General features: G+C 64.1%; 4 protein-coding genes. 3 read left to right on the top strand and 1 reads right to left on the bottom strand.

The genetic code is table 11. The features are described 5' to 3' along the window. Nucleotides 1-62 precede the first annotated feature (62 nt). On the top strand, nt 63-260 hold the full coding sequence (locus EN984_RS29825; RefSeq protein WP_127271798.1) for a DUF4169 family protein: 198 nt from the start codon (nt 63-65) through the stop codon (nt 258-260). Next, complete coding sequence (locus tag EN984_RS29820) at nt 257-481, top strand: ribbon-helix-helix domain-containing protein (RefSeq protein WP_127271800.1); 225 nt, start codon at nt 257-259, stop codon at nt 479-481. Before EN984_RS29825 ends, EN984_RS29820 begins: the two co-directional genes overlap by 4 nt. On the opposite strand, the gene EN984_RS29815 is transcribed toward EN984_RS29820, so the two are convergent. Beyond that, the gene (locus tag EN984_RS29815) at nt 478-2,280 is read right to left on the bottom strand and encodes a chloride channel protein (RefSeq protein ID WP_127384166.1); all 1,803 of its coding nucleotides are present in this window, start codon (nt 2,278-2,280) and stop codon (nt 478-480) included. The genes EN984_RS29820 and EN984_RS29815 overlap by 4 nt on opposite strands. Nucleotides 2,281-2,437: 157 nt before the next feature. Here EN984_RS29815 and EN984_RS29810 point away from each other — a divergent pair. Beyond that, nucleotides 2,438-2,752, top strand: a 315-nt coding sequence (locus tag EN984_RS29810; protein WP_164765738.1) for a helix-turn-helix domain-containing protein, incomplete at its 3' end; no start/stop codon positions are given.

The raw sequence follows: 2,752 nt of genomic DNA, 5'->3' as shown, positions 1-2,752 counted from the left end.
CAAGGGCGCCGAAGTGGTCTCGCTCGACGCCTTCCGCAAGAAATAGGCCGGCGACTTACGCCGTGGCCGAAATCGTCAATCTCCGCCAGGCCCGCAAGCAAAAGGCGCGGGACGAAAAGCTGCGCGCCGCCGAACAGAATCGCGCGCTGCACGGCCGCTCCAAGGCCGAAAAAGAACGCGACCGCATCGCCGCCGACAAGAGTGAAAAATTCGTTGCCGGGCATCGTCGTGAAAAGCCCGGCGACCCTGACCACCTATGAGCCCGGTCGAAAAGCGTTCGGTGACCATTCGCGGCCACCGCACCAGCTACTCGCTCGAAAAACCCTTCTATGACGACCTCGTCGCGATCGCGGCGACCAGAAAGCTGACGCTTGCCGCGCTTGTCGCCGAAGTCGACGTGACAAGGCCCCGCGACACCAACCTGTCCTCTGCGTTGAGGCTCCATGTCCTGGAGTGGGCGAAGCGCGGAACGGATTTCTAGAGGCCCTCGACCGCCGCTTCCTTCTTCCTGCGTCTGGTGCCGAAGCCAAGCAAGGTCGAACGTTCGCGCTCCTCGGCCTGTTTCCTGGACCGCACGCGCATCAAATCCTTCCAGCCGACATAGCCGACCAGCAAAGAGCCTTCGCGAGTGACGACGGGCAGATGAGAGACGTTGGCCGTCAGCAGCTTGTCGGAGAGGCCTTCGAGATATTCGTCCGGATAGGCCAGCGTCGCCTTGCTGCCGGCCAGCAGTTCGCCAAGCGTGGTGGTGCGGTGCGTGCCGGCGCGTCTCCAGCGCAATATCGCCGGCGGATCGATGAGGCCCAGCACATGGCCGTGCTCATCGACCACCGGGAAACTCGGATGCCGTGTTTCCGGCGCTGTCAGGAATGCCGCAGCGCCATGCAGCGTCATCGTCGCCGGCACGCTTTCGACCTGTGGGGTCATCACCTCGCGCACCCTGGTCAGGGCGAAAGGGTCGACGCGGTATTCGCGAACCAGATGATGTCCCCTTCTGGCGATCTTTTCGGTCAGGATCGACCGCTTCATCAGAAGCACGGTGACGGCGTGCGCCGCGGCGCAGGCAGCAATCAGCGGCACCAGCATATGTGTGTTGCCGGTCAGTTCGACGGCGAAGAACGTGGCGGTCAGCGGCGCACGCATCGTGCCGCCCATCGTGGCGGCCATTGCCAGCAGCGCCCAGAAACCGGGATCCGCGGCAGGCAGAACGCCGGCGAGCACAGCGCCCATAGCCCCACCCATGATCAACAGCGGCGCCAGCACACCTCCCGACGTTCCCGAGCCGAGCGCTGCCGACCAGATGATCGCCTTGACCACCAGCAGCAGAAGGGCCGCTGTCGCGACGGTGCGGCCATCCAGCATGTCGGTGATGTTGTCATAGCCGACACCGAGCGCGTGCGGTTCGATCAGCCCGCCTATGCCGACCACCAGGCCGCCAAGCATCGGCCACCACATCCAGTGGATCGGCAGCTTCTGAAAACCGTCCTCGCAGGCATAGACCATCTGCGTCAGCAGTCCCGACAAAAGTCCTGCACAAACGCCGATCGCCACCCAGCCGGCAAGGCCGACAAAGGATACCTCCATGCCGCCCTGAAACGGAAAGATCGGCCCGGGCAGATGCAGCATGGTGCGCTCGACCTCGGCGATAACAGCCGCCACCGCCACCGGGATGAAGCTGCGCGGGGTCCATTCGAAAAGCAGCAGTTCGACCGCCAGCATGATGGCTGCAATCGGTGTTCCAAAAACCGTAGTCATGCCCGCTGCCGCACCAGCCACCAGCAGTGTCTTGCGCTCGTTGTCGCTGACCGGCAGCATCTGCGCGATCAGCGAGCCGATGGCGCCGCCAGTCATGATGATCGGGCCTTCGGCGCCGAACGGCCCGCCGGAGCCGATCGAGATCGCCGACGACAGCGGCTTCAGGATCGCCACCTTGGCGTCGAGTTTTGAGCGCCCGAGCAGGATCGCCTCGATGGCCTCGGGAATGCCATGGCCGCGGATCTTCTCGCTGCCGAAGCGCGCCATCAGGCCGATGATCAGCGCACCGATCACCGGGACGATGACGGCGGCAAGCCCAAGCGGTGTGTCCTCAAGCTTCAGGTCGGCAAGCGAGAACTGGCCGAAATAGGCGATGTTGGTGGCCAGCCGGATCAGCTTCAAAAGCGCGATGCCGGCAACCAGTCCGGCTGTCGCCACCACCACGGCAATGGCCGCGACGAGCAGCACCCTGGCGTCCGTGGTGAAATCACGCAGATGCTCCGGGTTCGAGTGAGGGGTCTTCATGGCGGGCTTTGCTTCCTGGCGGCGGGCCGAATGTGGATATGCGGCACGGTCGAAGCGGCCAGCCGGGCTTGTCGGTGGCTATGTATCGTAACACGATATAAATATTCAAACCGGTTTCGCCCGAAATCCGTTTGAGCTTTCGCCGGAAAACGAACACATGTCTGATATGTCGCAGCCACAAAAACCACGCCCCGCCATCAGCCAGGCCGATTACCAGCGACTGTCGGAGTTTCGCTATCTGATCCGCCGCTTCCTCGAATTCAGCCAGGTCCAGGCGGAAGACGCCGGCCTGACCCCGCGCCAGCATCAGGCGCTGCTGGCGATCAAGGGATTCCCCGGCGGCGGCCCGGTGACGGTTGGCGACCTCGCCGAGCGCCTGCGCATCCGCCACCACAGCGCCGTCGAGCTGGTCAACCGCCTCGGCGAGGCGGGGCTGGGTACAAGGGATCAGGATAAGGACGACCACCCCCGC

This window comes from Mesorhizobium sp. M7A.F.Ca.CA.004.12.1.1 (assembly GCF_003997835.1).
Lineage (GTDB): Bacteria > Pseudomonadota > Alphaproteobacteria > Rhizobiales > Rhizobiaceae > Mesorhizobium.
Note: the sequence above shows the minus strand (reverse complement) of the source record. Positions and strands in the feature narration are given on the sequence as shown.

Bases quoted from the DNA above. Each gene is read 5' to 3' on its own strand.
- EN984_RS29820 (WP_127271800.1), top strand. From the start codon at position 257: ATGAGCCCGGTCGAAAAGCGTTCGGTGACCATTCGCGGCCACCGCACC.
- EN984_RS29815 (WP_127384166.1), bottom strand. From the start codon at position 2,280: ATGAAGACCCCTCACTCGAACCCGGAGCATCTGCGTGATTTCACCACG.